General features: G+C 67.7%; 21 protein-coding genes. 10 read left to right on the top strand and 11 right to left on the bottom strand.

Annotation, left to right across the window (positions count from 1 at the left end; all coding sequences use genetic code 11):
* Positions 1-23: 23 nt before the first annotated feature.
* From CDO44_RS13955 to argF, 3 genes are all read right to left on the bottom strand, one after another.
* Positions 24-767 carry a glutamine amidotransferase gene (locus CDO44_RS13955; RefSeq protein WP_087780822.1) on the bottom strand — a complete coding sequence of 248 codons (744 nt, stop codon included), beginning with the start codon at positions 765-767 and terminating at the stop codon, positions 24-26.
* A 113-nt stretch (positions 768-880) separates the two neighbouring features.
* Positions 881-2,107, bottom strand: coding sequence for an argininosuccinate synthase (locus tag CDO44_RS13950; protein ID WP_087780821.1), 1,227 nt, complete (start codon positions 2,105-2,107; stop codon positions 881-883).
* Between the two features lie 424 nt (positions 2,108-2,531).
* Positions 2,532-3,485 (bottom strand): ornithine carbamoyltransferase, encoded by a 954-nt coding sequence (gene argF, locus CDO44_RS13945; RefSeq protein ID WP_087780820.1) that lies wholly within the window; start codon positions 3,483-3,485, stop codon positions 2,532-2,534.
* A 382-nt stretch (positions 3,486-3,867) separates the two neighbouring features.
* Here argF and CDO44_RS13940 point away from each other — a divergent pair, with 382 nt between their 5' ends.
* Entirely contained in the window at positions 3,868-4,200 is a 333-nt protein-coding gene (locus tag CDO44_RS13940) for a DUF3579 domain-containing protein (protein ID WP_087780819.1), read from the top strand.
* Positions 4,201-4,339: 139 nt separating this feature from the next.
* Here CDO44_RS13940 and rpsT read toward each other — a convergent pair whose 3' ends face one another.
* A complete protein-coding gene (gene rpsT, locus CDO44_RS13935) occupies positions 4,340-4,603 on the bottom strand; it encodes a 30S ribosomal protein S20 (RefSeq protein WP_087780818.1) in 264 nt (87 codons plus the stop codon).
* A 198-nt stretch (positions 4,604-4,801) separates the two neighbouring features.
* On the opposite strand from rpsT, the gene murJ reads away from it, so the two are divergent.
* The 5 genes from murJ to CDO44_RS13910 all read left to right on the top strand — a co-directional run bounded on the left by murJ (position 4,802) and on the right by CDO44_RS13910 (position 10,550).
* Positions 4,802-6,370: a murein biosynthesis integral membrane protein MurJ gene (murJ, locus tag CDO44_RS13930; RefSeq protein ID WP_087780817.1), complete on the top strand. Its 1,569-nt coding sequence runs from the start codon at positions 4,802-4,804 to the stop codon at positions 6,368-6,370.
* Positions 6,371-6,384: 14 nt separating this feature from the next.
* A complete protein-coding gene (locus tag CDO44_RS13925) occupies positions 6,385-7,317 on the top strand; it encodes an AraC family transcriptional regulator (RefSeq protein ID WP_087780816.1) in 933 nt (310 codons plus the stop codon).
* A 113-nt stretch (positions 7,318-7,430) separates the two neighbouring features.
* Entirely contained in the window at positions 7,431-8,411 is a 981-nt protein-coding gene (locus CDO44_RS13920) for a tripartite tricarboxylate transporter substrate binding protein (protein WP_087780815.1), read from the top strand.
* Between the two features lie 2 nt (positions 8,412-8,413).
* Positions 8,414-9,583, top strand: a complete 1,170-nt coding sequence (locus CDO44_RS13915) for an enolase C-terminal domain-like protein (protein ID WP_087780814.1) — start codon at positions 8,414-8,416, stop codon at positions 9,581-9,583.
* 64 nt (positions 9,584-9,647) lie between these two features.
* Positions 9,648-10,550 carry a fumarylacetoacetate hydrolase family protein gene (locus CDO44_RS13910; RefSeq protein ID WP_144389523.1) on the top strand — a complete coding sequence of 301 codons (903 nt, stop codon included), beginning with the start codon at positions 9,648-9,650 and terminating at the stop codon, positions 10,548-10,550.
* A 52-nt stretch (positions 10,551-10,602) separates the two neighbouring features.
* Here the strand turns inward: CDO44_RS13910 and CDO44_RS13905 are convergent, their stop codons facing one another.
* The 7 genes from CDO44_RS13905 to CDO44_RS13875 all read right to left on the bottom strand — a co-directional run bounded on the left by CDO44_RS13905 (position 10,603) and on the right by CDO44_RS13875 (position 16,940).
* Positions 10,603-12,678, bottom strand: coding sequence for a sodium-translocating pyrophosphatase (locus CDO44_RS13905; RefSeq protein ID WP_087780812.1), 2,076 nt, complete (start codon positions 12,676-12,678; stop codon positions 10,603-10,605).
* 123 nt (positions 12,679-12,801) lie between these two features.
* On the bottom strand, positions 12,802-13,455 hold the full coding sequence (gene adk / locus CDO44_RS13900) for an adenylate kinase (protein ID WP_087780811.1): 654 nt from the start codon (positions 13,453-13,455) through the stop codon (positions 12,802-12,804).
* Positions 13,456-13,677: 222 nt separating this feature from the next.
* On the bottom strand, positions 13,678-14,442 hold the full coding sequence (gene kdsB, locus CDO44_RS13895) for a 3-deoxy-manno-octulosonate cytidylyltransferase (RefSeq protein ID WP_087780901.1): 765 nt from the start codon (positions 14,440-14,442) through the stop codon (positions 13,678-13,680).
* A 4-nt stretch (positions 14,443-14,446) separates the two neighbouring features.
* On the bottom strand, positions 14,447-14,650 hold the full coding sequence (locus CDO44_RS13890; protein WP_087780810.1) for a Trm112 family protein: 204 nt from the start codon (positions 14,648-14,650) through the stop codon (positions 14,447-14,449).
* The gene (gene lpxK / locus CDO44_RS13885; RefSeq protein ID WP_087780809.1) at positions 14,631-15,674 is read right to left on the bottom strand and encodes a tetraacyldisaccharide 4'-kinase; all 1,044 of its coding nucleotides are present in this window, start codon (positions 15,672-15,674) and stop codon (positions 14,631-14,633) included. Before lpxK ends, CDO44_RS13890 begins: the two co-directional genes overlap by 20 nt.
* A complete protein-coding gene (locus CDO44_RS13880) occupies positions 15,671-16,096 on the bottom strand; it encodes a biopolymer transporter ExbD (protein ID WP_087780808.1) in 426 nt (141 codons plus the stop codon). Before CDO44_RS13880 ends, lpxK begins: the two co-directional genes overlap by 4 nt.
* A 241-nt stretch (positions 16,097-16,337) precedes the next feature.
* Positions 16,338-16,940 (bottom strand): MotA/TolQ/ExbB proton channel family protein, encoded by a 603-nt coding sequence (locus CDO44_RS13875; protein ID WP_087780807.1) that lies wholly within the window; start codon positions 16,938-16,940, stop codon positions 16,338-16,340.
* Between the two features lie 291 nt (positions 16,941-17,231).
* Between CDO44_RS13875 and xseA the strand changes: the two genes are divergently transcribed.
* From xseA to CDO44_RS13855, 4 genes are all read left to right on the top strand, one after another.
* Positions 17,232-18,599 (top strand): exodeoxyribonuclease VII large subunit, encoded by a 1,368-nt coding sequence (gene xseA, locus CDO44_RS13870; RefSeq protein ID WP_087780806.1) that lies wholly within the window; start codon positions 17,232-17,234, stop codon positions 18,597-18,599.
* A 111-nt stretch (positions 18,600-18,710) separates the two neighbouring features.
* Positions 18,711-19,286, top strand: a complete 576-nt coding sequence (locus CDO44_RS13865) for a superoxide dismutase (protein WP_087780805.1) — start codon at positions 18,711-18,713, stop codon at positions 19,284-19,286.
* A gap of 116 nt (positions 19,287-19,402) precedes the next feature.
* Positions 19,403-20,770: a chloride channel protein gene (locus tag CDO44_RS13860; protein WP_087780804.1), complete on the top strand. Its 1,368-nt coding sequence runs from the start codon at positions 19,403-19,405 to the stop codon at positions 20,768-20,770.
* An 88-nt stretch (positions 20,771-20,858) separates the two neighbouring features.
* Entirely contained in the window at positions 20,859-25,985 is a 5,127-nt protein-coding gene (locus tag CDO44_RS13855) for an alpha-2-macroglobulin (protein ID WP_087780803.1), read from the top strand.
* Positions 25,986-26,033 lie beyond the last annotated feature (48 nt).

Here is a 26,033-nt window from a genome sequence, read left to right as displayed (position 1 = left end):
CAAGGCAGCGCGCCAGGGGTGGTTCAGGCCGCTTCCCGCCGGCGCACGTGCCGCTCGACGAAGCGCAGCAGGAGCTGCTGCGCTTCCGGCGTGGGGCGTAATTGCGCGTTCAGCGCGTCGACGTCGAAGCCTTCCTCGCCCAGCCGGGGGCCATAGTGCGCCAGGTACGTTCCCATGATGCCGGTGCAGAACTCGGGGTGGTACTGGCTCGAAATGACGTGGTCGTCGTACTGCACGATCTGGTGCGCGTCATGTTCCGAGCGGGCCAGTACGGTCGCGCCCGGCGGCAGCTCCATCACGCTCTGCTGGTGTATGAGCTGGGCCGGGAAGCGCGTCGGCAGACCGGCCAGCAGCGCGGCCTTGCCGGCGGTCTCCAGCAGTTCGACGGTCTGGGTACCCACTTCGCGGCCCCTGGGATGGTAATCGACCCTGCCGCCCAGGGCATGGGCCAGCAACTGGTGCCCATAGCAGATGCCGTAGATCGGCAGGCCCTCGTCCACCGCCTGCCGTATCCATGCGGCGGTCCGCTCGCTCCATTCGGCGCGGTCCGTCACCATGGCGGGCGAGCCGGTGATGATGGCGGCGCGATAGCTCGAAGGCGGCCGCAGCAGTGCCCCTTCGTGCACCGCGACGATCTCCACTTCGTGGGAATGCAGCGCAGCCGCCTGGCGGATCATGCAGCTGAAGGTGCCGTGCCGGCTGGACACCGGCGCGGGTGGTACCCCGGTCTGGACGATGACTAGAGGCGATACGGCATTCTCGGTCATGGCGGTCGGACGAGCGATGTGGCGAATGCGAAATCGGCGGCCAGGGGCCGCCGATCGTGGTCAATGCGCGCCCGTTGCCGGGCGGGTGCTGCAAAAGGGATAGGCAGCCGGACTCATCCGCGCTTGCGGCGGGCGTTCTCGGCGATGCGCATGCGCAGCGCGTTCAGCTTGATGAAGCCTCCCGCGTCGGCCTGGTCGTAGGCGCCGCCGTCGTCGTCGAAGGTCGCGATGGTCTGGTCGAACAGGGTGTTCTTGGAATCGCGCGCCACGGTGTACACGTTGCCCTTGTACAGCTTCAGGCGCACCCATCCGTTCACGGCCTGCTGGGTGTGGTCGATCAGCACCTGCAGGGCCTTGCGCTCGGGGCTCCACCAGTAGCCGTTGTAGATCAGGCTGGCGTAGCGCGGCATCAGGTCGTCCTTGAGATGAGCCACTTCGCGGTCGAGCGTGATGGATTCCATCGCCCGGTGGGCGCGCAGCATGATCGTGCCTCCGGGGGTTTCATAGCAGCCGCGCGACTTCATGCCCACGTAGCGGTTTTCCACCAGGTCCAGGCGTCCGATGCCGTGCTTGCCGCCGAGCTTGTTCAGCTCGGTCAGCACCTCGGCCGGCGTCATGCGCTTGCCGTTCAGGCCGACGATGTCGCCGCGCTCGAATTCGACGTCGAGGTATTCCGGGGCATCGGGAGCGGCCTCGGGGGCCACCGTCCAGCGCCACATCGATTCCTCCGCCTCGGCCTTGGGGTCTTCCAGGTGGCGGCCCTCGTAGCTGATGTGCAGCAGGTTGGCGTCCATCGAATACGGGGCGCCGCCCTGCTTGTGCTTCATCTCGATGGGGATGCCGGCCTTCTCGGCGTAGGCGAGCAGCTTCTCGCGCGAGAGCAGGTCCCATTCGCGCCACGGGGCGATGACCTTGATGCCCGGCTCGAGGGAGTAGTAGCCGAGCTCGAAGCGGACCTGGTCGTTGCCCTTGCCGGTGGCGCCGTGGGAAACGGCGTCGGCCTTGACCTCGCGGGCGATCTCGATCTGGCGCTTGGCGATCAGCGGCCGGGCGATGGAGGTGCCGAGCAGGTATTCGCCTTCGTAGATGGTGTTGGCGCGGAACATCGGGAAGACGAAGTCGCGGACGAATTCCTCGCGCAGGTCGTCGATGTAGATGTGTTCGGGCTTGATGCCGAACTTCAGGGCCTTGGTGCGCGCCGGCTCGAGCTCTTCACCCTGCCCGATGTCGGCGGTGAAGGTGACGATTTCGCACTGGTACGTATCCTGCAGCCACTTCAGGATGACGGATGTGTCAAGGCCGCCCGAGTAGGCAAGTACGACCTTCTTTACTTCGCTCATTGATGTTCCCAGGACATGGACGGCCCGCACTTGGCAGCGCGGCATTCTGGCCGGTCGAGGTCACCGGATATGGGGCGCACCCAAGGGCGCTCCGTGCCATATGCGCGGGATCGTGCAATCGCCCCCCGGCCTGACAAGGGCGATCTGGGATTGTACCACCCCCTACGCCCTGACGGGCGCCCCCCAGGGGGGGCGATGCGAGCGGACTGGCGGAGCCAGATCCGCCGAATCCTGGGTCTAGGACCGTTATCTTGGGTAGAGTGGCACCTATGCTTCGCTGGCTGCCAGCGGTAGCAACGGTGCCGCAACCCAAGAAAGCCGCACTAGACCCGGGGCGCCGCGGATCCGGCTTTGCCGGTCCGCCAGCGCCGCCCCCTTGAGGGGGAGCGGCCGTAGGCCGCAAGGGGGTGGGCTTCCCTAGGGGCTAATCCAGACGGCCCAGCAGGAGGAACTCCATCAAGGCCTTTTGCACGTGCATCCGGTTTTCCGCCTCGTCCCAGACCACGCTTTGCGGGCCGTCGATGACCTCAGCCGTGACTTCCTCGCCGCGGTGGGCGGGCAGGCAGTGCATGAAGACGGCGCCGGGGTCGGCCACGGCCATCATTTCGCCGTCGACGCACCAGTCGGCGAAGGCGGCGCGGCGCTCCTCGTTCTCGGCTTCGAAACCCATGCTGGTCCAGACGTCGGTCGTGACCAGGTGCGCGCCCTTGCAGGCTTCCATGGGGTCGGCGAACTGCTTGAGGCGTTCGGCGTCGACGACGCCGGCGCGTTCGGGTTCGAGCTCGTAGCCGGGCGGCGTGGATACGTGCAGGTTGAAGTCCAGCAGCTCGGCCGCCTGCAGCCAGGTGTTGCACATATTGTTGGAGTCGCCCACCCAGGCGACGGTCTTGCCCTGGATCGAGCCGCAATGCTCGATGTAGGTGAAGATGTCGGCCAGGATCTGGCAGGGGTGGAACTCGTTGGTCAGGCCATTGATGATCGGCACGCGCGAGTTGGCGGCAAAGCGCTCGATCTTGGTCTGCTCGAAGGTGCGGATCATGATCAGGTCGACCATCCGGGAGATGACCTGCGCGGAGTCTTCGACCGGCTCGGCGCGGCCCAGCTGGGAGTCGCCGGTGGTCAGGTGGATGACCGAGCCGCCCATCTGGTACATGCCCGCCTCGAACGAGACGCGGGTGCGGGTGCTGGCCTTCTCGAACACCATGGCGAGCGTGCGGTCGCTCAGGGTGAAGTGCGGCTCGTAGTTCTTGAACTTGCGCTTGATCAGCGCGGCGCGGGAAAACAGGTATTCGATTTCGTCGCGCGTGAAATCATTGAATTGCAGGAAATGCCGCAACGGCGGGGAAGTCTTGGAGTTTTGCTGGGGATTTGCGTTCATACGACGCCTCTGACAGAGAATTGCCGAATCAGCGTGCGGTGGCCGGCACCGCGCGGCTATCGACTCATCGGCTCGTTTCGCGGAAAAGAGCAATGATACCCGAGGCATTGTTGCAGGCTGCCGCACGGGGCCGTCCCTCGACTGGGGCCGAAGGGAGGGGCGAGCTTGCCGGGCCAAGGGAAGGGTGGAGGGAGAGTGGGCCGATAAGCTACAATGCTCAGCTGTCCTTTGCGGCGTTGCCCGCACCTCGTGCGCCTGCCATCGCTGCGTACGGGCGGTCCGATCGGCGTCTGCAGCACGGGTGTGCAACGGATCGGACCCAAGATCTACCGGGTTCACGAGACCTCTTCACCGCGGAGTTCCTTCCGCCCACACATCGACGATGGCTGAAAGCGTCAGGCAGTTCATTATCCAGGGTATTACTTCCGGCGGCAGCAAGTTTCGCCCCAGCGACTGGGCCGAGCGCCTGGCCGGCGTCATGTCGCCCTTTCGGCCCAAGGGGAGCGTGGCGAGCCCGTTCACGTATTCGCCTTACGTCGTGCCTACCTTCATCGATGGCGTCAAATGCGTGGTGGTCGACGAACGGCTGAGGGCGCTCGAGCCGCTGGCCTGGCAATTCGTGGTCGATTTCGCGCGGGACAACGATTTGCGCACCGTGGAAGCCTGCCTGATTCCCGACTCGCCGGACACGCCGGCCAAACCGCAACGGCCCTGAAGCGGTCCCCTGGAGGCATGGCATCTCGGGTCCGGGGGTTGTGATGATTATGGACGAACGAACGCCAGCCCGGCAGGAGGGGCTCCTGCCGGGCTGGCGTCTTGCTTGCGCGGCGCCGGGCCGCGCGACGGCGATCAGGTCAGGCCAGGGCCTTGACGGCGGCGGCCAGGCGGCTCTTGTGGCGGGCAGCCTTGTTCTTGTGGATGATCTTCTTGTCGGCGACGCGGTCGATGACGCTGGTGGCCTTTTGCAGCACTTCCGTGGCGGCGGCCTTGTCGCCGGCCTCGACAGCCTGGCGCACGCGCTTGATCGAGGTGCGCAGCATCGAACGCAGGCTGGAGTTGTGCTTGTTGCGGACCACTGCTTGGCGGGCGCGCTTGCGTGCTTGGGCGGTATTAGCCATGAAAATTCCGTATCGAGTAGGGCGAAGACACGTCTTGCACACGTTCGCGCTATACGTATACGCGGGGCAGGAGCTTCGCAAAGCCAGAGACTATAGCCTTAAATGGCCGTAAAATCAAATGCGATGTGGTTCAGCTGACCCAGCAGACCCCATGCAACGGCAACATACTCGCGCGGCGCGCCGCGTACAAGGGCATCCATGAATTTGCTGCGCGCCGCGGCCACCGTAAGCAGTTATACCCTGTTGTCCCGCATTACCGGCCTGGTGCGCGACGTCCTGATAGCCCGGGCCTTCGGCGCCGGCAACCTCACGGACGCCTTCTGGGTCGCGTTCCGCATTCCCAACCTCTTGCGGCGCCTGTTCGCGGAAGGGGCGTTTTCCCAGGCCTTCGTACCCATCCTTGGCGAGGCCAGGAGCCGTCATGCGCCGGAGGATACCCGCCGGCTGCTGGACCACGTCGCCTCGCTGCTGACGTTCGCCCTCATGGCGGTCACGGCGGTCGGCATCCTCGCCGCGCCCTGGGTGGTGAGCGCCGTGGGCAGCGGCCTGCGGGGAGCGGACCGCGCCGCCGATTTCCAGTCGGCGGTCTGGATGACCCGGATCATGTTCCCCTACATATTGTGCATGTCGCTGGTGGCCTTCGCCTCGGGCGTGCTCAATACCTGGCGCCATTTCGGCGTGCCGGCGTTCACGCCGGTGCTGCTGAACCTCTCCATGATCGCCGCCAGCCTCTGGCTGGCGCCGCATTTCGAGGTGCCCGTCTATGCCCTGGCGGTGGGGGTGGTGGCGGGGGGCGTGGCGCAATTGGCCGTGCAGTTCGCCGCCCTGGCGCGGCTCGGCCTGTGCCCGCGCCTCGGCACGGGGCTGCGCGCCGCCTGGGCCGATCCCTACGTGCGCCGCATCCTGCGGCAGATGCTGCCGGCCATCGTCGGCGTGTCGGTAGCCCAGGTGTCGCTGCTGATCAATACCAACATCGCCACCTGGCTGGCGCCGGGCAGTGTTACCTGGCTGTCGTTCGCCGACCGGTTGATGGAGTTTCCCACCGCGCTGCTGGGCATCGCGCTGAGCACCGTCCTGCTGCCCAATCTGTCGCAGGCGCACGCCGCCGGCCGGGCCGAGGAATACAGCGCCCTGCTCGACTGGGGGCTGCGCCTGACCCTGCTGCTGGGCCTGCCCGCCTGCCTGGGACTCGCGCTGATGTCCAAGGCCCTGGTCAGCACGCTGTTCCACTACGGCGCCTTCACCGCGGCCGACGTGGCGCAGACCCAGACCGCCGTGGTGGCCTACGCGGTCGGGCTGATCGGGCTCCTGTCGGTGAAAATTCTGGCGCCCGGTTTCTACGCCAGGCAGGATATCCGGACGCCGGTCAAGATCGCGCTGGCCGTGCTGGTGGCCACGCAATGCCTGAATCTCGTGTTTGTGCCATGGCTGCACCATGCAGGGCTGGCCCTGTCCATCGGCCTGGGCGCCTGTGTCAACGCGCTGGCCTTGCTGGTCGGGCTGCGCAGGCGCGGCGTCTACCGGCCGGCCGCCGGCTGGGCGGGTTTTCTCGCCCGGGTCGCGCTGGCGCTGGTGGCCATGGGCGCCGCGCTGTGGCTCGCCGAACAGCGGATAGACTGGCTGGGTCTGCAGGGCCAGGCCTGGCTGCGGGCCGTCCTGCTCCTGGCGACCGTCGCCGGGGCGGCCGTGGTGTATTTCGCCGTGTTGTTCATGCTGGGATTCCGGCCGGGCGATTTCAGGCGCCGGGCCACGATTCCCCGGGAATAGGGAGCGCCGATGCGATGCTTGCCGCGCCGATCAACCGAACCAGCGAATTCCTGCCGGACACTGCGTTCTGGATCCGTGATCAGGGAACGGCGATCGGCCAGCCGCCGCTGCATCGCCACGAGTACTTCCAGATCTATGTGAATCTGGCCGGCCGCACCGAGCATCGGCTGGGTGCGACGATGCGGCCCATCCGGCCCGGCACGCTGAGCTTCATCATGCCGCTGCGGGTCCATTGCATCCGCCACGTCGAGCATGCCGAGTTTTTCGTGATCAATTTCCGGCGCGATTTTCTGCGGCCGGAGTCGCGCATCGATCTGCTGGAGCTCGAAGACGTACCCATCGAGACCATGCCGGAGCTTGCGCCTTTTCTGTTCCAGGAGCACCTGGATTTCGAGCTCGGGGCCGAGGATCTGGAGGAAGTGCGGCAGCTTTGCAGGCGCATGCAGGCCGAGCATCGCGACGGCGGCTTTTTCGCGGCCGAGTTCATCCGCGCCGATCTATTCCGCCTGATCGGCCTGGTATGCCGGCGACATCTGGCCGATTTGCGGGCGCTGGCGCAGACGACGATGCTGCAGGGCAGCCGTCGCGCGTCGTTGGCGCGCGTGAGCCGGTACATACGGGAACACCTGGGCGAACCCATTACCCTGGCCGACGCGGCGGCCGCCGCGTTTCTGTCGACGCATTACCTGGCGCATCTGCTCAAGCGCGAGACCGGCAGGACCTTTACCGAGATACTGACCGACCAGCGCATGGATCTCGCGTGCCGCATGCTGGCAGGTTCCTCCCGGCCCATCGCGGAGATCGCCGCGAGCGTGGGATTCCAGGACGAGGCCTATTTCGCCCGGCGCTTCCGGCAGCTGCATGGCGTGACGCCCAGCGGCTATCGCAGCCGGAAAGCCGTGCGCGAAGGTGCTGTCGGCGGGAGCGAAGCGCCGGCCCGGACGTAATTGTCCAAATTGTCGCCAATCCAGTCCCTGTTTTCCGGTTTCCGCGCTCCCTATACTTTTCCCCGACTGCACGGGCTGGCGACCGTTCCGGCCCGCGAGCAAGGGGGATCACCATGTACCGACTGCTACGCCGCCTGGGCCTGGCCGCATGGCTCGCATCGTGCATCGCGCCGTCCGCCGTCGCCGCGGACGCCAACTATCCGAGTCGCCCCATTCGCATGGTGGTGCCCTATGTGGTCGGGGGCAGCACCGACTTGCTGGGCCGCCAGTTGGCCCAGCGCCTGGGCGCCGTGCTGGGACAGCAGGTGTTCGTGGAAAACCTGGGCGGCGCGGGCAGCACGATAGGCACCGCCGCGGTGGCGCGCGCCGCCGCCGACGGCTACACGATCGGCCTGCTGGACACGGCCTTCGCCATCAATCCCAGCCTGTATTCCAACCTGCCGTACGACAGCCTGAAGGATTTCGATTTCCTGTCGGTCGTGGCCACCGCCGACGGCGTATTGGTGGTCAATGCGAAACGGGTGAAGGCGCGAACCGTGGCCGAACTGGTGGACGAGGCGCGGGCCAGGCCCGACCAGCTCAGTTTCGCCTCCGCGGGGGCGGGCACGGTCGTGCATCTGCACGGCGAGACCTTCAAGACCGCCGCCGGCATCAAGCTGCTGCACGTTCCCTACAAAGGCGCGGGACCGGCCATCGCCGACCTGCTGGGCGGCCAGGTGGACATGATGTTCAACCTGCCGGCCCTGGTGGTCCAGCAGGCGCGCAGCGGCGTGCTGTTCCCCATCGCCGTGACCGGCGCCCGGCGTTCCCCGCTGTTTCCCGACACCCCGTCTTTCGCCGAGGCCGGATATCCCGGTGTAGACGCCGTATCGCTATGGGTGATTGCGGCGCCCAAGGGGCTGCCCGCCGCCGTCCATGACAAGCTGGTCGCCGCCATCGGGCAAGCCATGGCCGGTCCCGACATGGAAGCCAAGCTGGCCGAAAGCTCGTTCGAGCGCACCGTCGTGCCCTATCCGAAGAGCGTGGACTTCCTGCGGCAGCAGATGGCCAAGTTCGCCGCGGCCGTCAAGGCCTCTGGCGCGACGGTGAATTGACCATGCGCATCGTACGTATCGCGGAGCGGACCGCCGCGCTCAGGACGCCTCTTTCCAACGCCCGTTCGGATTTCAGCCAGATGACGGCAACCATCGTGGCCGTGGTGTCCGACGTCGTGCGGGGCGGCCGCCCGCTCGCCGGCTACGCCTTCAACTCCTTCGGGCGCTACGCCTGCGGCGAGCAGATCAGGGAGCGGATCGCCCCGCGCATCCTGGCCGCGGACCCGGATACGCTCGTGGACGCCACGGGACGCAACTTCGATCCCATCGCCATTCACGCCTGCGGCCAGCAGCGCGAACGGCGAGGCGGCTATGCGGAACGTTCCATTCCCATGGGGACGGTAGACGTGGCCGTCTGGGACCTGGTCGCCAAGATCGAGGACAAGCCCCTGCATGCCGTGCTTGCCGAACGGTACGGCGGCGGCATCGCGCGCACCCATGCACCGGTCTACGTGGGCGGCGGCTGGTATTTCCCCGGCCAGACGCTGGCGGACCTGAAGGCCGAGATGGCCCGCTATCGCGATGCCGGCTACGGCATGGTGAAGATGAAGGTGGGTGGCCCGTCGGCGGCGGAGGATTGCAAACGCATCGAGGCCGTGCTGAGCGTGATGGGCGAGGGCGATGCGCTTGCCGTCGATGCAAGCTGCGCGTTCGGCCACGAGGCGGCGCTGGCCTATGCCCGGGCCATTGCCCCCTATCGCCTGCGCTGGTATGAAGAGCCTTGCGATTTCCTGGAGTACGAGACCTACGCCGAACTGGCGCGGGTCTATGGCGGGGCGCTTGCCACCGGCGAGAACATGGCCTGCGCCAAGGAGCTCGATCATTTCCTGGCATACGGCGGCTTTCGGCCGGACCGCGACATCATTCAGGTCGATCCACCGCTGGCCTTCGGGATTACCGAATACCTGAAAGTACTGGCCGTGGCCGGCAAGCACGGGTTTTCGCGCGCGGCCATGTATCCCCACGGCGGCAACCTGATGTGCCTTCATGTCGTGGGCGGGCTGGGGCTGGGCGGATGCGAATCGTACCCGGATACGTTCGGCATCTTCAGCGGTTTCGGCGAGGAGGTCGCCATCGCCGGCGGCCAGGCCAGCCTGCCGCAATCGCCTGGCATCGGCTTCGAGCGCCAGCCCGCGCTTTACGCCGCGATGCGGGACCTGGCCGGCATCTGAGCCTGTCGCAGAATGGCCGGGGCCCGTGATACGCGACATTCGATCCATGGGGAAAGGAGTGAAGATGAGAATCGGACGGATGGCCACCGTGGCCGGACCGCACGTGTGCGCGATCGAGGACGATCGGGTCGTCGATCTGGCGCTTGCCGCCTGCGCCGCGGGGCAGGACTGGATCGCCCCGCTGTTTCGGGACATGCGGCTATTCCTGGCCGCGGGCGAGGCGGCGCGGGAGGCGGCCTGGCAACTGGCGCGCACCGGGCCGGGCGCACCGCTGGAGGCGGTGCGGCTGCTGGCCCCGATCGAGGCCGGGTCCAAGATACTCGCGCACGTGGTGAACTACGCTGACCATGGCGCCGAAGGCAAGCTGACGCCACCCGAGCAGCCGTTCTTTTTCACCAAGCTGCCCGGCACGGTGGTCGCGCCGGGCGACCCCATCTGCGGTCACCAGGCATCGCGCAAAATGGACTACGAGGCGGAGCTGGCGATCGTCATCGGCCGGCAGGGGCGGGACATCGCCGAGGACGATGCCTATGCCTATGTGGCCGGATACACCGTCTGCAATGACGTGAGCTATCGCGAACTGCAGGCCAACGAAGCCGCGCCGTCTTTGACCGGCCGCTACGGCCAGAACTGGATCCAGGGCAAGAGCCTGGACCGTTCCTGCCCGCTAGGGCCCGCCATCGCGCTGGCCACCGACATTCCCCGGCCCTATCCCTTGCGGATCTCGTGCCGGGTCAACGGCGAATTGCGCCAGGATGCCTCGACCGAGCAGATGATCTACAAGGTGCCGGCGCTGATCGCGCATATTTCGCGCGCCATGACGCTGCAGCCGGGAGACGTCATCGCTACCGGTACGCCTTCCGGTTGCGGGGTGGCCGACGGCCGCTACCTGCGGCCGGGCGATGTCGTGGAATGCGCAATCGAGCGCATCGGGACGCTGCGCAACACCGTCATGGCGGCCGTGTAGGCCAGTTCGCGCCGAATCGCCGCCCGGCGCGGCGCCCGGCCGCAGGCCGCTCTTACAGCAGCGGCACCAACAGCAATGCCACGATATTGACGATCTTGATGAGCGGATTCACGGCCGGTCCCGCCGTATCCTTGTAGGGATCGCCCACGGTGTCTCCCGTGACCGCGGCCTTGTGCGCCTCGGATCCCTTGCCGCCGTGGTTGCCTTCTTCGATGTACTTCTTCGCGTTGTCCCAGGCGCCGCCGCCCGTGCACATGGAAATGGCGACGAACAGGCCCGTGACGATGGCGCCCATCAGCATGCCGCCCACCGCCATGCGAGCCGACTCGCCGCCCATCAGGAGGCCGATGACCAGGGCCAGCACGATGGGCACCACCACCGGCAGCGCCGAGGGAATCATCATTTCCTTGATCGCGGCCTTGGTCAGCATGTCCACGGCCTTGCCGTACTCGGGCTTGCCGGTGCCTTCCATGATGCCAGGGATCTCCTTGAACTGGCGCCGCACCTCGACCACCACGGAACCCGCCGCACGGCCCACTGCTTCCATCGCCATGGCGGCGAAGAGGAAGGGAATGAGGCCGCCGATGAAGAGCCCGATGATGACGGCCGGTTCGGCCAGCGAGAAGTCGACGTTCTTGCCCAGGTGGTCGAGTGCATGGGTGAAGTCGGCGAACAGCACCAGGGCGGCGAGGCCGGCCGAGCCGATGGCATAGCCCTTGGTGACGGCCTTGGTCGTGTTGCCCACGGCGTCCAGCGGGTCGGTGATGTTGCGCACCGATTCGGGCATCTGGGCCATTTCGGCGATGCCGCCGGCGTTGTCCGTGATGGGGCCGTAGGCGTCCAGTGCGACGATGATGCCGGCCATCGACAGCATGGAGGTGGCCGCGACGGCGATGCCGTACAGGCCGGCCAGCGTATAGGCGGCGTAGATGGCCAGGCAGACCAGGATCACGGGCGCGGCGGTGGATTTCATCGAGACCGCCAGGCCGGCGATGATGTTGGTGCCGTGCCCCGTGGTCGAGGCCTGCGCCACGTAGCGCACCGGCTTGTACTCCGTGCCGGTGTAGTACTCGGTGATCCAGACGATGAGGCCCGTCAGCACCAGGCCCACCACCGTGCAGCCGTAGAGGCGGCCCAGGCTGTTGCCGTCGTCGAGCGGGGTGCCGGCGAAGACCCAGGCCGTCAGCGGATAGAACAGCACGAGCGCCAGGATGCCCGCCACCGCCAGGCCGCGGTACAGCGCGCTCATGATGCGCTTGCCGGGGCTGGCCTTGACCGCCATGCAGCCCAGGATGGACGCGATGATGGAGAAGCCGCCCAGGACCAGCGGATAGATGACCGCCTGCAGCGGCGCCACCTCGATCACCAGTGATCCCAGCAGCATGGTGGCGACGATGGTGACGGCATAGGTCTCGAACAGGTCCGCCGCCATGCCGGCGCAGTCGCCCACGTTGTCGCCGACGTTGTCGGCGATGACGGCGGGGTTGCGCGGATCGTCTTCGGGGATGCCGGCCTCGACCTTGCCTACCAGGTCCGCGCCCACGTCGGCGCCCTTGGTGAAGATGCCGCCGCCCAGGCGCGCGAAGATGGAAATCAGCGAGGAGCCGAAGGCCAGGCCGATCAGCGGCTGCAACTGTTCGTGCAGTCCGGCCCCCGCGGCGCCCGACAGGTTGGTGCCCAGCAATACCCACAGCAGCACGGTGATGCCGGTCAGCCCCAGGCCCACCACCAGCATGCCGGTGATGGCGCCGCCGCGGAAGGCGACGGTCAGGGCTTCGTTCAAGCCCCGGGTGGCGGCCTGTGCGGTGCGCACGTTGGCGCGCACCGAGACGTTCATGCCTATGAAGCCCGCCGCGCCGGACAGGATGGCGCCGACCGCGAAGCCCAGCGCGCACGGCCAGCCCAGACCGGGCACGAGGCCGATGACGATGAACAGCACGACGCCGACGATGGCGATCGTCGAGTACTGCCGGGCGAGATAGGCTTGCGCCCCTTGCTGCACGGCCGACGCGATTTCCACCATGCGGGTATTGCCGCTTTCCTGCTTGAGGATCCAGAAGGTGGAAAGCGCGCCGAACGCCACGGCCAGGAGGCCGCATACGAGCGCAAATAACAGACCGGTTGCCATGCAACTCCTCCTTTTTTGTTCAACTGCGAAACCGTGACGACTACGGAGCAAACAAAAACGATTGAGCGCAGGCGATGTATCCGTCTGCGGTGGCGGCGCGCGGGCGCGCGCCGCCCGGCGCGGTCACTTGACCGCGTCGAACAGTCTGGTCTTGATTTCTTCCACGGTGCCGACGCCCGAGATCTTGCGGTAGCGCGGCGCCTTGGCGTCGCCGGAGGCGGCCCATTGCGAGTAGTAGTCGACCAGCGGACGGGTCTGCTGGCGATAGACCTCCAGGCGCTTGCGCACCGTCTCTTCCTTGTCGTCGTCGCGCTGGACCAGCGGCTCGCCGGTGACGTCGTCGACCCCGTCGTTCTTGGGCGGATTGAAGCGCAGGTGGTAGGTGCGTCCGCTGGGCAGGTGCACGCGGCGGCCGCTCATCCGCTCGATGATTTCCTCTTCCGGGACGTCGACTTCGACGACGAAGTCGATCGCCACGCCGGCCGCGCGCATGGCCTCGGCCTGCGGAATGGTGCGGGGAAAGCCGTCGAACAGGTAGCCGTTGGCGCAGTCGGGATCCTTGAGGCGATCCTTGACCAGCCCGATGATGATGTCGTCGGAGACCAGCCCGCCGGCGTCCATGACCTTCTTGGCTTCGATGCCCAGCGGGGTGCCGGCCTTGACGGCGGCGCGCAGCATGTCGCCGGTGGAGATTTGGGGAATGCCGTAGCGTTCCTTGAGGAACGCGGCCTGAGTGCCTTTGCCGGCGCCGGGCGCTCCGAGCAAGATTAGACGCATTGATGCTTCCTGATTGAGTTGGTGTTCTTGGCCTGCGGCACTATCGGCGCATACACGGCAGGCTCCGGTCCCCATCAGGGTCCGGGCTGCGGTGCCGCCGGTGTGATGATGAAGGCCGATGCGCTGCGGCATGCGGTCGATGTCGGTGGTGCCGACCCCCCTTGGCCGCGTGTTTCAGGCACGAGTGCCCAAAATTACCTCATGCGCGCGGGAACGGTCAAATCAGCTTTTCGCGGCAACGAGCCGGCGCACGAATTCGAGATCGGCCGGGGTATCGACCCCGGGCGCCGGTGCCTGCGGCGTGACGTGCACCTGGATCGCGTAACCGTGTTCGAGCGCCCGCAGCTGCTCGAGCGACTCCCACTGCTCCAGCCGGCCCTGGGGCAGGGTGGGGAAGCGGCGCAGGAAGCCGACGCGATAGGCATACAGGCCGATATGGCGCAGCGCCGGCAGGCCCGGCGCGAAAACGCGCTCGCCTCCGGCCAGCGCATCCCGCGCCCAGGGAATGGGTGCGCGCGAGAAATACAGCGCATGGCCATCGGCGCCGCACACCACCTTGACGAAATTGGGATTGAACAATTCCTCGGCGGTGTCGATGGGATGGGCGGCGGTGGCGATGGCCGCGGCGGCGTGGCGGTCGAGCGCATGGGCCACGTGGGCGATCAGCGCCGGATCGATCAGCGGTTCGTCGCCCTGGACGTTGACCACCAGTTGCGTATCGTCGAGCTCGAGCGCATCGCAGGCCTCGGCCAGGCGGTCCGTGCCGGTGGGGTGGTCGGCTCGCGTCAGCAGGCTCTCGAAGCCGTGGGCGCGGACCGCCTTCTGGATGGCGGCGTCGTCGGTGGCGACCAGGACTCGCGCCGCGCCGCTGGCCTGCGCCTGCCGGGCGACGCGCACGACCATGGGCATGCCGCCGATGTCGGCCAGCATCTTGCCCGGCAGCCGGGTGGAGGAGGCCCGGGCCGGGATGATGGCGGTGAAATCCACCTGGTCAGCCACGGGGCGCCTCGGCAGCCGGGGCTTCGGCCTCGTCCTGCCACGGCAGGGCCTCGGACTCGAGCATGACCGGAATGCCGTCGCGGATGGGAAAGCTCAGCCGGTCGGCGCGGCAGCTCAGCAGCTTTGCCGCGCGGTCGTGGCGCAGCGGCCCCTTGCAGAGCGGACAGACGAGGATGTCAAGCAGGCGTACGTCCATGAAGTCGGGTTTCCAGCCAATCGAAGAAGGTGGGGTCGGACAAGTGCGCCGAAACGCTGACGGCCCACACGCGCGGGTCGTCCGGAGCCGGACATTTTACGGCGTCCTTGTCGGTGACGAGTATGAGGTCGGCTTCGATGGCGGCGAACGGCGAGTGCGCGTAGTCGTAGTGGTCGGGCAGTCCCACCGTGGCGTCCAGCCGGATGCCGGCCCGGCGCAGGGTGGCGAAAAAGCGCGCGGGGTTGCCGATGCCCGCCACGGCAGCGATGCGGCGGGCCGCGGGCAGCGCGGGGAGCGGCCGGCGTTCGCCGTCGGCCAGACGCCAGACGCTGTCGATGACCAGGTCCATGTCCACCGCGCGCACTCCCGCCGGGGGCGTGGGCAGCGTGCCGTCCCGTCCGCCGCTGCGATTGGTGACCACCGCGTCGACGCCGCGCAGGCGCGAGGCCGGTTCGCGCAGCGGACCGGCGGGCAGAAGCAGGCCATTGCCGATGCCGCGCTCGTCCTGCACCACGATCTCCACGTCGCGTGCCAGCGCCAGGTGCTGCAGTCCGTCGTCGGACAGGATGACGTCGACGTCCGGATGCTGGTGCAACAGCGTCCTGGCTGCCTCGGCGCGGCGGGGATGCACCGCCACGGGCACGCCGGCCTGGCGCGCGATCAGCGCCGGTTCGTCGCCGAAGACGGCGGGGTCGAGCGTGCCGCAGCCCACGCGCGGCACCGGGCCGATCGCCGCTCCGTAGCCGCGGCTGACGATGCCGGGACGGTGCCCGCGCTCACGCAGCGCATGCGCCGCGGCCACGATGAACGGCGTCTTGCCCGTGCCGCCCACATAGAGATTGCCAACCACCACCACCGGCACGCCGACGCGCTCGGCACGCCGCCAGCCGGCGCGATAGGCCAGCCGCTTGGCCGCGACGGCAGCGGCCGCCAGCAGGGAAAACGGGAACAACAGCCACGACAGCCAGCCGCCTTCCTGCCACTGGCGCTGCAGTGCAGTGCGCATGGCGGCCGATGCCTTCATCGGGCCGATCCCGCCGTGGCCTGGGTGGTGAAGCCTATGCGCGAAATGCCGGCGCGCCCGGCCGCCTCCATGGCGCGCACCACGGCCTGGTGGGTGGCCGAGGCGTCGGCATCGATCACCAGCGTCGGATCGTCCCGACCCGCCGCCGCCTTGCGCAGTGCTTCGGCCAGCTGCGCGGCCTCCGAGGCCGGCAGCGCCCTGCCGTTGAGCGCGTAGCGCCCGTCGGCGGCCACCGTGACCGTGAGGTTCGACCCCTGTTCGGACGCTTGCGCCGAGGCGTCGGGCAGCCTGACCGACAACTGGCTGAAACGCGAGAAGGACGTGCTGGCGGCCAGGAAGATCAGGATCACCAGCAGCACGTCGATCAGCGGGATCAGGTTGATGTCGGGTTCGTCGTTCCCGAGATGCCGACGAAAATTCATATCCGGTTCTCCATTGCCTGCCGCGAGAAAGCACGCAGGTCATCCATCCAGTCCTTCCCCGATCCAGGGCACCGCGGATCCGGCTCCGCCGGCCGGCCTGCCGCTTCGACAAGAGCCCCCGCAAGAACGCCGTTCGCCGCCGGCCTGTTGGTGCCCCAGGATGCGGTGGATCCGGCTTCGCCGGTCCACCCGCATCGCCCCCTCGAGGGGGAGCGGCCAAAGGCCGCCAGGGGGGGCTTCCCTAACCGGGGTCATTCACCGCGTCGACCAGCCGCGCGGCGGCCCGTTCGAGATCGTGCAGACTGTCGTTGATTCGGGCGCGGAAATAGCGGTAGAAGATCATGGCCGGGATGGCGATGAAAATGCCCAGTCCGGTGTTGTAAAGGGCGACGGAAATGCCATGGGCAAGTTGGGCGGGATCGCTGCCGGCCGGGGCATAGGAGCCGAAAATCTCTATCATGCCGACCACCGTGCCGAACAGGCCCATCAGCGGGGCGACGGCGGCGATGGTGCCGATCGCTCCGACGTAGCGGTTCAGGCCATGGGCGACGGTTTCTCCGGCTTGTTCCACGGCGTCCTTGAGCGCGGCCCGGGAGCGGTGCATATTGCGCAGCCCGGCGGCCAGGACCCGTCCGAGCGGGGAGTCGGCCTCGAGCCGCGCCACGATCTCGGGGGTGATGCGCCGCTTCTGCACCAGGGCCAGCACGTCCTCCAGCAGGCGGGGAGGGGCGATGCGGCTCTTGCGCAGCGCGAGCAGGCGTTCGACGATGAGCGTCAGCGCGATGAACGAAGTGGCGATCAGCGGCCAGATGGGCCAGCCGGCCTCGCGGACGATGGCGAGCAAGAAACCTCTCCTTTTCAGTGAAGGCGAGAATGTACGAGCGCGGACGGTCCAGGGCAAGTCGGCAAACAGAAGGTATCCACAGAATCTGTGGATAATTATGTGTGTAACTTGTCCCGAGCCCACGAAATATGCGGCTCTCGGTAGGATGCCCGGTTTTGATTCAGCGCTTGGGGAAGCAAAAAGTTCAATGAAATCAATCCCTTATAAGAAAATAATGCCATCTGTGACAGAGAAATTACTTGACAAGCACAGTTTTAGAGCCTGTGGAAAGCTCCTTGCCCGGAAAGCCTTATGAATGCTGGTTTTGCGTCCGCACATGACGATTTTTCGCGGGGAATCCTGACGATTTCCCAGCTAAACCGCGCTGTGGCGGCCTTGTTGGAGCGCAACATTCCCTTGGTATGGGTGCGCGGCGAGGTCTCCAATTTCACCGCGGCCGCCTCGGGACACTGGTACTTCACGCTCAAGGACGGCGGCGCGGCGGCGCGCGGAGTCATGTTCCGCGGCCGGGCCATGCTCGTGGGCTTCACGCCGCGCGAAGGCGACCGTATCGAGGTCCGGGCCCGGGTATCGCTGTATGAACCGCGCGGGGACTACCAGCTGCAGGTGGAGTCCATGCGCCGCGCCGGCCAGGGCGACCTGTTCGAGGCGTTCCTGCGGCTGAAGGAAAAGCTGGCGGCCGAAGGGCTGTTCGACGCCGGGCGCAAGCGCACGCCGCCAGCGGTGCCGCGTGCCGTGGGCATCGTCACTTCGCTGCAGGCGGCGGCGCTGCGCGACGTGCTGACGGCGCTTGCGCGGCGCGCGCCGCACGTCGCCGTGGTGATCTATCCGGCCCCGGTGCAGGGCGAAGATGCCGGGCTGAGGCTGGCGCAGGCCATCGCGCTGGCCAACCGGCGTGCCGAAGTCGACACCTTGCTGCTGGTCCGGGGCGGCGGCAGCATCGAGGATCTGTGGGGCTTCAATCACGAAGAGCTGGCGCGGGCCATCGTCGCCAGCGCGATTCCGGTCATCAGCGGCGTGGGCCACGAGACCGATTTCACCATTGCCGATTTCGCCGCCGACGTGCGGGCGCCCACACCCACGGCCGCCGCCGAGCTGGCGAGCCTTCCGCGCGCGCAATGGCTGGCCCGGATGGCGCAGGCCGCGCAAGGCTTGCGGCGGGCGCAGCGCCGGCGCCTCGAACAGGCCGGGCAGCGGCTGGACCGCGCCGCCGCGCAACTGATTTCGCCGCGCGAACGGCTCTCGCGGCAGCAGGATCGCCTGGCCGGCCTGGCGCGTGGCCTGGGCGCGGCCTGGTCCGCGGCGCAGCGCGACCGCGCCGCCGAAGTCGGGCTGCTGCGCCAGCGGTTGATCGCGCAGCTCCCCGACCCGGCGCGCATGGCCGTGCGCGTGGACGACCTCGCCCGCCGCCTGCGCCAGTGCCAGGCGTACCAGCTCGCCGGGCTGAAGCAGCGGCTGGCCTCGCATGCCGCGCATCTGCGGGCCCTGGGGCCGGAGCAGACCCTGGCCCGCGGCTACGCCATCGTGCGGGACGAGCACGGCGGCATCGTGCGGCAGGCCCGGACGCTGCATGCAGGCGAGCGGCTCGAACTGAATTTCGCAGAGGGGACGGCCCAGGCGGCGGTGACGGCGATCGAGCCCGATCGCGGGCTGCTGTGAGCCGGTCATGCAGGCGCGTTAACCTTTCGTCACGCGGGGGCATCCCGGCCAACAGGTATTCTTGCCGATAAAATGCATCCGCAAACCTCCCAACCAGAAGCAGGAGCTCAGATGGAACACACTCTTCCGCAATTGCCGTATCCCCAGGACGCCTTGGCTCCCACGATTTCCAAGGAAACCCTGGAATACCACCACGGCAAGCACCACCAGACCTACGTCACCAATCTGAACAACCTCATCAAGGGCACCGAATTCGAGAACGCCTCGCTCGAGGACATCGTCAAGAAGTCGTCCGGCGGCATCTACAACAACGCGGCCCAGCACTGGAACCACTCCTTCTACTGGAACTGCCTGACGCCCAAGAGCACGCCGCCCGCCGGCAAGCTGGCCGACGCCATCAACGCCAAGTGGGGCAGCTTCGACGCGTTCAAGGACGCCTTCAACAAACTCGCCGCCGCCAATTTCGGTTCGGGCTGGACCTGGCTGGTCAAGAAGGCCGACGGTTCCATCGACATCGTCAACACCGGCGCCGCGGGCAACCCGCTGACCACCGGCGACACGCCGCTCCTGACCTGTGACGTGTGGGAACACGCCTACTACATCGACTACCGCAATGCCCGCGTGAAGTACCTCGAGAACTTCTGGGGCATCGTCAACTGGGAATTCGTGGCCAAGAACCTCGGCTGATTCCCGGCGCGCCGCCTGGCGGCGCATGCATGCGGCCTTCCGGGCCGCGACCCGTCGCGCGCTTTTCGCAAGCCTCGCCTTGAACGAACAGCGCGCGTTTTCATTGGCTCGCTTCCTTGAAAATTCGACGTCTCGTTCCCTGGCGCGACCAGGCTTCGTTCACCGTCCGCCGCAAAGGGCGGCAAGTGGCGCGCGTATCGCGCAAGACTTTCCGCTACGCGCTCGTGCTGTGCGGCGCGGCGGGCGTGGCCCTGCTGTCGCTGCTGTTCGCCTGGCTGGCCGAGATCGCGCTGGAGTGGAACAAGCGCTGGACCACCGCCGCACCCTGGGCCGCGCTGGTCGTCATCCCCTTGGCCATGGCGGGCCTGCGCTGGCTTACGCTGAGGCTGGCCCCCATGGCGCGGGGCAGCGGCATTCCCCAGGTCATCGCGGCGACCTCGGTCCCGGTGCCGGTGGCGGCGGGCGGCCTGGTGTCACTGCGGCAGGCGCTATGGAAGATTCCGCTGACCGCCGCCGCGCTGCTGGCCGGCGCCTCGGTCGGACGGGAGGGGCCGTCGGTGCAGGTCGGCGCCGCGGCCATGCTGGCCTGGGGGCGCTTGTGGCAGGAGCGGGCCGGCATCAGGTTGGGCTTCCGCGCCAACGAGCTGGTCGCGGCCGGCGCCGCGGGCGGGTTGGCGGCCGCCTTCAATACGCCGCTGGCCGGCGTCGTGTTCGCCATCGAAGAGCTGGGCAGGAGTGCCGCGGTGCGCTGGAACCGCCTGGCCCTGTCCGGCGTGCTGGCATCCGGTTTCATCGCATTGGCCATTGCCGGCAACAATCCGTACTTCCATGCCGCGGCGGCGGCTGGCTTTGCGCAGGGGTCGTGGGGGTGGACGCTTGCGAGCGCGGTACTGAACGGCGCGCTGGGCGGCTTGTTCGCCGCGACGCTGCTACGCGGGGTAAACGGTCTGGCACCCGCGCGCTGGCGTCCATGGCTCGACGCGCATCCGATACGGGTGGCGTTTTTCTGCGGCCTCGTCGTGGCGGGGCTGGGCCTGCTGACGGGCGGCGCCACCTACGGCACGGGCTATGACCAGACCGCCGCGCTGCTCAATGGCCAACCGGTGGAAAGCGCCTGGTTCGGCGTGGCCAAGTGGATATCCACGGTCGTTTCGTATGTCTGCGGCATTCCCGGCGGCATCTTCACGCCTTCGCTCGCCATAGGCGCCGGCATGGGCGAGCACATCGTGCAGCTGGCCGGACCGTCCGCCGACCCGCGCACGCTGGCGCTGGTATCGATGGCGGCCTTCCTGGCGGCGGCCACGCAGGCGCCGATCACGGCCAGCGTCATCGTCATGGAAATGACGCGCAGCCAGGACCTGATGTTCCACCTGCTGATGGCCACGCTGGTGGCGTCGCTGGTGTCGCGGCAATTCTGCCCCCGGCCTTTCTATCATGCGACGGCGCTGCGTTTCCAGCAGGAGGCGAGCCGAAGACAAATGTAATTTTTTGACGTCTATGCTTCACAACAACCGTTCTCTGCCCCTTTAATAGCGCCTACGGCGCGCGTGCGCGACCGCGTTGGGGGAATTCATGGCTAACAAGAAGAGAGCGGCTGCCTGGGCGGCCGCGGGCGTGGTGCTGCTGGCCGCCGTGGCCGGTGGCGCGTGGTGGGCGGGCAAACAGGCGGGCGGGCCGGGCGGAGAGCCTTCCGCGACCGAACTGGCCGGTACCGCGGATCCGTTTGCGCTGCTGGAGTGCAAGACGCGGCTGTTCGATGAATCGCTGGCGCTGGCCGTCACGTTCTCGCAGCCGCTCGATCGGCGCCAGTCGCTGGGCAAGCTGCTGCAGGTGGTAGACCTGGGCGCGGCCGAAGCCGACGGAGAGGGCGACAAGACCACCGGCCGGCCGCAACCCGGGGGGGCGATGCCCGAAGGGACGGCGGTGCGGGGCGATTGGACGATAGGCGACAACCCGCGCGTTGCGTACTTCCCGTACATCCAACCCAATCGCCGATACGCCGTGGGCATTGCCGCCGAGGTGAAAGGTGCGGGCGGCCAGGCGCTGCCAGAGGGATATCGCTGCGAGGTCGCCAGCGATGCCATGCCGCCTTCGTTCTATTTCGCCAGCCGGGGCGTGGTGCTGCCCGCCGGCCAGAACGGCGGGCTGCCGGTGGTCACCGTCAACACTCCCGAGGTCGACGTGCAGTTCCTGCGCATCGATCCGGCGCAGTTTCCGCGCTTTTTCGAACAGGTGCTGGGCGTGCGCAAGCCTGCCGCCGCGCGCGATGACGAGGACGAAGGCAGCGAGGACGAAGACGACTGGCGCTATAGCAGCAATCGCAGCCTCAAGGGCACGGTGGGCAGCTGGGACCTGGACCGCCTGAAGGACCTGACCCAAAGCGTCTATGCCGGCCGCTTCCTGACCGACGACAAGCCCAACAGGCGGCATGTCACCTTCCTGCCGGTCGAAGGCATCAAGGAACTCAAGGAGCCCGGGATCTACGTCGCGGTCATGAGCCAGCCCGGCCGCTTCCGCGACGAATACCAGGTCACCTATTTCTATGTGAGCGACATCGGCCTGCATGCGAGGCTGTATGCGAACCAGCTCGAGGCCTTCGCCACCTCGCTCAAGAGCGGCAAGGCCATCGGCGATGTCGAGTTCGAGCTGCTGGACGGGAATGCGAAGTCGCTGGGCCGAGCCAAGGCGGACGGCCAGGGGCATGCCTCTTTCGCCGGCAACTTCGACGCGGCGCGCGTGCTGCTTGCCCGCCGTGGGTCCGAGCTGTCCATGGTGGCGCTGGCCGAGCCGGCGCTGGACCTGTCCGAGTTCGACGTGGGCGGCTATCCGTCCCGCGACAACAAGCTGTTCGTCTATGCCGGGCGCGATCTCTACCGGCCCGGCGAGCAGTTCGACGTCTCCCTGCTGGTGCGCGATGCCGACGGGCACGCCGTGCAGGCCGCGCCGGTGACGGCCGTCCTCAAGCGGCCGGACGGCCGCACTGTCCGCACCGCGTTATGGCGGCCCGACGGACAGGCGCCGGGCTACATCCGCCAGCGCATCGAACTACCCGCCGACGCGCAGACCGGTACCTGGATGCTGGAAGCGCGGCTGGATCCGGCCGCGCGCGTGGCGGACGCCTCGTGGAAGTTCCAGGTGGAGGAGTTCCTGCCGGAACGCATGAAGCTGGACTTGAAAGCGCGCGAAGGCGTGCTCGCACCGGGCCGACCGCTGAACGTGCAGGTGCGGGGGGACTACCTGTACGGAGCGCCGGCCGCCGGCAACCGACTGCTGGGTACGGTATCGATCGAGCGCGACCGCTTTGCGCTGCCGGTGCAGTGGCCCGGCTTCCTGTTCGGCGATTTCGCCGACGACGACCGCAAGCAGCGGCGCGATCTCGAGGAAACCGAGCTGGACGACAAGGGCGCGGCGGCGGTCGCGGTACCGGTCGACGTGACGGGTACTGCCTCGCCGATGAAGGTCAAGGCAAGTTTCAGCCTGCTGGAGTCCGGCGGCCGGCCGGTCGTGCGTTCGATCGAACGCAGTGTATGGCCGGCTCCGGCGCTGATCGCGGTGCGGCCGCTGTTCGACCGCGACGTCGCGCGCGAGGGCGCGATGGCCGAGTTCGAGGCGGTCAGGGTGGATCCGAGCGGCAAGGTGGTGCCGCTCAAAGAGGCGCAGCTTCGTCTTTATCGCGAGGAGCGCGTCTACTATTGGCGCTTTGACGACCAGCGCGGCTGGAACAGCGGCTTTACGGAAACCGAGGAACTGGTCGAGTCCCGCATGCTGGCGCTGCCCGACCGCGCCAGGTTCGGCGTGCCGGTCAAATGGGGCCGCTATCGGCTCGAACTGCGCGATCCCGAACATGGCGATACGCTGCGCTACCGCTTCTATGCAGGGTGGGGTGCGCAGGATGCCGAGGAAATGGGCAACCGGCCGGACCGGGTCCAGCTCAAGCTCGATCACGCGCCGGTGCGCGAGGGCGACACCGTCAAGCTTTCGATCACGCCTCCGCACGACGGCGAGGCGCTGATCGCGGTCGAAGGCGGCAAGCTGCTGTGGAGCCAGCGCACGAGCGTGAAGGCCTCGGGCTCCACCGTGGAGATTCCGGTCGGCAAGGATTGGAGCAGGCATGACCTCTATGTGTCGGTGACGGTATTCAGGCCCGGAAGCCAGGGCGACCGGGTGACGCCCGCCCGCGCGCTGGGTCTGGCCTACCTGCCGCTGGCGCGAGACGACCGCAAGCTTGCCGTGGCCATTTCCGCGCCGCCCAAAGTGCTGCCCGAAAAGCGAAGCATGGTGAAGATCAAGGTCGACAACGCCGGTCAAGGGCAGCAGGCCTATGTGACGCTGTCGGCGGTCGACGTGGGCATCCTCAACATCACCCGCTATGCCACGCCGGATCCCTTTGATTTCTTCTTCGGCAAGCATCGCTATGCTCCCGAGCTGCTGGATCTCTACGGCAAGCTGATCGAGAAGATGGACGGCACGCAAGGCAGGCTGAAGTGGGGCGGGGACGCCGCCATGCGAGATACCCGCAGCATGCCCGTGAAGGTGAGGCTGGTGGACTTGTTCAGCGGACCGGTGAAGTTGGATGCCGAGGGCGAAGCCCAGATCCCTCTCGACTTGCCCGATTTCAACGGCACCCTGCGGCTGATGGCCGCCGCCTTCACGCCCGACCGGTTCGGCAGCGCCCAGGCGGACATGGTGGTAGCCGCGCCGGTGGTGGCCGAACTGTCCACGCCGCGTTTCATCAGCCCGGGCGACGAGGCCGCCATCGCGCTGGACGTGACCAATCTCAGCGGCGCGCCGCAAACGCTCACGGTGAACCTGGAGGGGCTCGACCCCGTACGGATACGCGGCGGCTCGCACAGCGTTCGCCTCGCCAACCAGCAGCGCACCACCTTGCGCTTTGCCGCCGAGGCGACCGGGGCCTATGGGCTGGGGCGCCTGCGCCTGACGGTTGCCGGCGATGGCGGCGCCGAGCCCATACGCATCGTGCGCGAGTCGCTGCTGCAGGTCCAGCCGCCCGTGGCTGCCACCCGCGACGTGCGGCGGGTGCGGCTGGGGCAGGGCGAGAGCCTGAAGCTCGACTCGGGCTGGATCGCCAAGCTGTACCCGGATTCGGCCAGCGCCAGCGTGGCCATGTCCAACCGGCCCCCATTCAACGTGAAGCGGCTGGTCCAGGGGCTGCTGGACTATCCCTATGGGTGCCTCGAGCAGACGGCCAGCGCGGCGTATCCCAACGTCTTCATCGACGAGGACGAGGCGCGGGCGTGGGGCCTGACGCCGCGCACGCGCGCCGAGCGCGAGCGCATGATCGAGGGCGCCATCGGCCGCATCGCCGGCATGCAGAAGGCGGGCGGCGGCTTCGCCCTCTGGGGCGACGGCGCACAGGAGATCTGGCTGTCCGCGTATGTCGCGGGCTTCCTGCAGGACGCCCGCACGGCCGGCTTCAATGTGCCCGACCTCGTGGCCCGTCGTGCCATGGACTGGCTGCTGAGCCAGTTGCAGCAGGCCTCCTCCAACTTCCCCAGCCTGCCGCAGAACCTGCTGGCGCAATTGGCTTCGGGACAGGGGCAGCGGCTGCGCGAGAACGACTACAGCCTCCTGCGCGACAGCCACCGGCGTTTTGCGGAACTGGCCCATGCCGCGTATGTCCTCGCTCGCGAGCAGAAGGCGCCCCTGTCCACGCTGCGCGTGCTGCACGACAACTATCGTGACCGGGCGCGTTCGCCGCTGCCGCTGGTGCACCTGGGCATCGCGCTCAAGCTGATGGGCGACGAGTCGCGCGCGCAGGTCGCGTTCGACGAGGCCATGAAGCGTGGCTACGGCATCGATGCCAACCGCCATGGCGGCTATGGAGAATGGCTGGGCGATTACGGTTCGGCCCTGCGCGATTACGCGCTGTCCTATGCGCTCATGATGCAGCAGCGCATCGAGCACCCGCGCCGCGAAGCCTTGCTGAACGACGTGGCGGGCCGCCTGGGCAGCCGCACCTACCTGTCTACCCAGGAGCAGTTGGCGTTGTTCCTGGCGGCGCGCGCCGCGGGCGGCGGGTCGGGCGAAGCATGGGCGGCGACGCTGCGTACCGCCGAGGGCCAGCAGCAGCTGAGCTCGCGCGATACCGAGGCGCGCAGCTTCACGGCGGCGCAACTGGCCGGCGGTGTCGAGATCGTCAACACCCGGGCCGAGCCGCTGTTCGTCGAGGTCGACGTGCAAGGCTATCCGCGCCAGGCGGAGGCGCCGCAGGCTGCGGGCGTCACGATCGCCCGCAGCTGGTTCGAGGCGGATGGCCGGCCCTGGAACGGCCGGCCGCTGCGCACGGGCGAAGTGCTGATCGTCAAGCTCGATGCCGCCTCCGACCGCCGGATCGAGGACGCGCTCATCGTGGACCGGGTGCCGGCCGGCCTGGAAGTGGAGAACATGAACCTGAGCCAGGGAGCCGACATGGCGGACTGGTCGATCGGCGGCGTGAAGGTGTCCGAGGCGCTGAACGATTCGCGCATCAAGCACCGCGAGTACCGCGACGACCGTTATGTCGCGGCAGTCGGCATACAAGGCCCCGTCACGGTCTTCTATCGCGCGCGCGTCGTCACGCCGGGCCGGTTCGTGGTGCCGGCGCCGGTCGTGGAAGACATGTACCGGCCGGAGATCCGTGCCGTCGGCGCATCGGCCGGGACGTTGGTGATCAATGACCCGCGCGGGGAAGCCCGCTAGGGCCGTGCCGGAGAGAACGCACCCTCGCAAGCGCTCTCGCGCCGGCCA

This window comes from Pigmentiphaga sp. NML080357, from assembly GCF_002188465.1.
Lineage (GTDB): Bacteria > Pseudomonadota > Gammaproteobacteria > Burkholderiales > Burkholderiaceae_B > Pigmentiphaga.
Note: the sequence above shows the minus strand (reverse complement) of the source record. Positions and strands in the feature narration are given on the sequence as shown.